This is a genomic window from Haladaptatus ordinarius, assembly GCF_054177595.1.
The window spans coordinates 1-4,235 of the sequence record NZ_JBPEHH010000193.1 but is presented as its reverse complement, the minus strand read 5'-3'; the positions used below and the strand labels follow the sequence as shown (position 1 = coordinate 4,235).

Sequence of the window (4,235 nt, the reverse complement as noted above, 5' to 3'; positions counted from 1 at the left end):
CCGAGTCCGAAAGAACACCGTCTGGCTGAGGGATATTGAACACATTCACTCAACCAGACATCTTCCTAATTAGACTAACGCTTTAGCTTCAGTTCTCACATCGGTTGGGAAGTACCGACTATCAGCACGACTCGGGGACTGTTTTCGATGTTGCAGGATTTGACGCTTCAGGCGACCTCTGTTGGGTCGGCGAAGTTGAAACGACGAGTCATAACACGGACGCCGTGGTCGCTGATTACGAAAAGCTCGCGAAGGCCGATGCAAACGCTGCGTGGGCGTTCGAAGACCGAGGGTGTGCTACGGACGTGATTGACACGCTCATCGAGACCGGTCCGCTCGATCTTTCGCTGACCGCTACCCAGAAACAGACGGTTAGTGCACTTCGCGCTGCTCTCAGCCAAACGGCAATCCCCGGCATGACCGCTGTAAACACGTTCCGGAGTCTCAAAACGGAGGTCGACACCGAGCGATGACGTCGACGTGGCGCGAAGCAACTCGCGACGAGCTTCATACCTACTACACGGAGTCATTTCCAGCCCAGATGGATGCACTACCGCCATTCATTACTTCCGAGGGACCGAAAGAGTACGCTCTCGCGTTCCGTGAGCCATACCCTGTTCGGAAGCAGAATACACCCGATCGAACGTTCATCCGTCGGGAGACGTGGCAGACAAGCAACTCAGGAGATCGAATTGCACAACACTTCGACTCACTAGACGAGCTGATCAAGTTCATTCAGTATCCAGCTCGGCACGACCCGCTCCACAGAAGTAATTATGCACTTGCTGACCCGGATCTCCTCGAACGTCCGGAGCCACGACCGAACGCAGTGTATTATGCGCTTGACCACTGGGAGCGGCCGTGGGTGCTTGCCGTCGATATCGACGCCAAAGACATTGCAGCACAACGAGTGGAGTCTCAGACAGAAACGACTGCCGAGTCCATGGAATCAGTCGGACTTGACACGCTACAAGATGCCGGCATTCTCGACAGCGCACCCGAGGGCTACCCCTATACGTTCGCGGATATCGAGCAGGCTCTCGAATATGGATTTGCCGTCCAGAAAATCTTCGAGGACGACTTTGCAGCCACGGAAACGATGGTTGTCTACTCGGGACAGGGATGTCACGTCTATCTGCTTGATACCGACCGCAAACATCGCTACGATGAGCAAAGTCGGGAACTGATTAACGACCTACTGCTCGAAGAATACGAGATCCCGATTGATCCGGTAGTCACGGCCGACCGCCGCCGTGTCCTGCGACTGCCATACTCGCTGCACGCCGATGTCTCACGTATCGTCCAACCGGTCGAGAGCCCGGATTTTGACTTCCGAACCGAAGCTGTCCCCAGTTTTCTCGAAGCATGAGCCGAACAACACCGCTAAACGACGAGTATAGGGCGTATCGAGTGGCGGCACTGCCCCGTGATGAAGGTCAGTTCCAGCTAACACAGTTATTCGAACGTGGATATCAGCGCTGGATAGTTGATGATACACAAGAAACAGAGAAGTTGCTCGTGGATATTGAGCGGTTCACGTGTGATGCATTTGCGCCAAGCACACGTCGGAAGGCTGCAGAGCGACCCTATGTTGATGATCCAGGAATGCTCGCAGTACTCACGACCCTCGGTGCTGTCTGTATCATGGATCATCCCAAACTCGAAGACACACCACCTCGGCGTCTCGCTCTGCTCGGTGATCTGCGCGAACTCTATGTGAACAACATCGGCTCGCTCATTCGCGAGTATGATGATTTCACCCTTCACCAGGAGATCGCCGAAATTCTCTATGCGAAAGAGCCTGGTGAAGACGGCCCTCACTCTGGTCGCGTCTGTACGGACATCACAACACGCCCTGCGTTCGGTGACGGATACTATCTTGAGATACCACTTGTCGCTGCCTCACGGAAATGCTTGGCACGCACTGATCGTGACGGCGACCAGCAAGGCGAGATCCAAGCACACGTTGCCGACAACCACCTCTATGTGCCCGTCTCTGATTTCATGCAAAAGTATCGGTCGTATGCCGAGGATGCGTTTGGACGACTACTCACTGCCCAAGAAGAAGCACTCACGCCCGAGCAACGCAGTTGGCTGACGGCAAATGAGTCGGCGATTACCGAGCGGATCGACCGGTTTTTCGCTGCCGGGCAAACTCATCGCCTCTGGAAGAACTGGAGCCGACAGAAGCGGGATTTGCTGACGATCATCAACGCTGTCAAGGCGGCGGACGCTGACACGGCGCAACTGGGCAAATCGCAGACAGCACGAGAACTCTATGATGCATTGGACGCCTATGAGCCCGATCAACTGTGGGAACAACACACCTGTGACGCGATTTCGACCCCGCGAAGCCTCGGGAACATCCTCTCCGCGATGCAAAATCACGCGAGCGTAACTGTCGAACAGGCCTGGCAAAATCGCTATACACTTACCGAGTATAGCGATGGCGCACAACCGATTCATATCGACGATCTCGAGGACCTCTTTGAACTTCCCTGTCTGGCGGCGATGGACGAACGGCTCCAAGAGAAAAAACCGGTCCGCAAAGACCTGTTTAATCTCGTGCGGATGGCATGGTGGTTGCCGCAGTATCGAGACGCAAGCACAGCAGAATTCATCAGTGATGTGAAAGACCTGTTTTCCCGGTGGTCCTGGTACGATGACGAGACAACGGAGTACCAGATTCGATACGAACTTGAGAACGAAATCGACGGCGAGATTCCCCTTCCAATGAATTGTTCGAACGATGATATGCAACGCTACTGTATCGGGCGCGATCAGTGTCCGTACTCAATCTATGGGAGCCTTCCGTTCCCAGACGAACTGTACGAGCAGCTCGATAGTCAATCGACATCGAGGCCTAATTGAACGAGAAATGGGCTACTCTACCACAAAATAATCAAATATCAGTCATTGTTTTCCAGTTGGCGACAATGCTGCAAACCTAAGGCTGGATTTAGCTCTTCTATGCAAGGATTTTCGGCTCCTCAGCGGTTTTGACCTCCAAACCCTAAGGTTGGAATAGTAACAAGAAATTTGAAGCCTAAGGTTGGATGAGTTACATAATTGGATGCTAGATCGAAAAGTGGTGTTATTAGCGGTTTGAGTAGCTGTAAGGCTTCATTTACGATTCAAAATTGCTCTAGACAATCCTAAGGCTGGATTTTACGGCCGGAAACCAGCCCTACGGTTCTATACGCAATTTTAAAACTGTCAGAGGCCGACCTGCACCTCCAAATTCTTCCAAAGTAATAGTGGGGTACAGGGGTGCAGGTGGAGAGTATGTAAGTGCTGAATTGCGAGGGAAGGCAACGATCGTCGAAATCGCGGAAGTATCAATGGTGAGGGACAAAGAATATGGAGTATTTGGGACCGTACAGAGAGAGGTGGCGACCCGACAGCGAGAAACAAAAATGAGTGGTCAACCAATGGACGGTCCTCCCGTGAATGAGGTCGCAGTCACTACCAACCGATTGTTTCAACAATAGTATATTTCGAGCAGAGTGCGTGCATTCTCCGTCGGTCGAGTGAAGACATACTACCATGGATTAAACCGAGTGGTACCCCAGAATCGTGAGCAGTACAACCGCCGTCTTTCATCGCGATCTCTTTGATTATTTTCATACTGGGAGAAAGCTATTCGCGCCATCGAAGTGAGTGGCTGTGTATCTAACAATGGTTTCGAAAACCTCCAAACTGTAGAATAGGACTGGTTGATTGACCAGTGAGAATAGACTCTTGCAGAAGCATTCGACGGAAAACATCTATAACCGAGACATACAATAGGTGGAATAAGATGTATTGATGGAATCAGAATTAACGATAGATGAGCGCTTACATACCCTTGAACAACGATGGAAGTCGATTACTGACGTTCCGGAGCAGCCACGTTCGTTGATGAATGTCATCGAATATGGACTAGGGAAACAGCGTCGAGCAGAAGTCTACGTAAATCGACTCCTACGATATCTCCTCGATTCAAATGAACCACACGGAATGGGGACTGATTTTCTCAGGGCGTTTCTCGAAGGGCTCCCAGTTGAGTGTGACTTTCAGGAGGACCTCTACGAGCTATCGAATATAGAGGTCGACGAACAAGTCTCGATAAAGAGACTGAGGGCGCAGGAGAAAGGGGTGTTCCGCCGGGAACACCCCGAACAAGATGTCTAGCTCATCTCCAACAGTGGTTTCATACGCAGGCCAAATGCTTCGCTCTCCATCCGCTACATCGA

Annotated in this window: 4 protein-coding genes; all 4 read left to right on the top strand. The window is 51.8% G+C overall.

Features of this window, described 5'->3' with window-relative positions; translation table 11 throughout:
- Window positions 1-224: 224 nt before the first annotated feature.
- On the top strand, window positions 225-473 hold the full coding sequence (locus ACR3FF_RS25975) for a hypothetical protein (protein ID WP_458190986.1): 249 nt from the start codon (window positions 225-227) through the stop codon (window positions 471-473).
- Window positions 470-1,369 (top strand): bifunctional DNA primase/polymerase, encoded by a 900-nt coding sequence (locus tag ACR3FF_RS25970; protein ID WP_458190985.1) that lies wholly within the window; start codon window positions 470-472, stop codon window positions 1,367-1,369. The genes ACR3FF_RS25975 and ACR3FF_RS25970 overlap by 4 nt, the downstream gene beginning before the upstream one ends.
- Window positions 1,366-2,871, top strand: coding sequence for a primase-associated protein (locus ACR3FF_RS25965; RefSeq protein WP_458190984.1), 1,506 nt, complete (start codon window positions 1,366-1,368; stop codon window positions 2,869-2,871). Before ACR3FF_RS25970 ends, ACR3FF_RS25965 begins: the two co-directional genes overlap by 4 nt.
- A 1,029-nt stretch (window positions 2,872-3,900) precedes the next feature.
- Window positions 3,901-4,173 (top strand): PDDEXK-like family protein, encoded by a 273-nt coding sequence (locus ACR3FF_RS25960; protein WP_458190983.1) that lies wholly within the window; start codon window positions 3,901-3,903, stop codon window positions 4,171-4,173.
- Window positions 4,174-4,235 lie beyond the last annotated feature (62 nt).

Bases quoted from the DNA above. Each gene is read 5' to 3' on its own strand.
- ACR3FF_RS25960 (WP_458190983.1), top strand. From the start codon at position 3,901: ATGAATGTCATCGAATATGGACTAGGGAAACAGCGTCGAGCAGAAGTC.
- ACR3FF_RS25965 (WP_458190984.1), top strand. From the start codon at position 1,366: ATGAGCCGAACAACACCGCTAAACGACGAGTATAGGGCGTATCGAGTG.
- ACR3FF_RS25970 (WP_458190985.1), top strand. From the start codon at position 470: ATGACGTCGACGTGGCGCGAAGCAACTCGCGACGAGCTTCATACCTAC.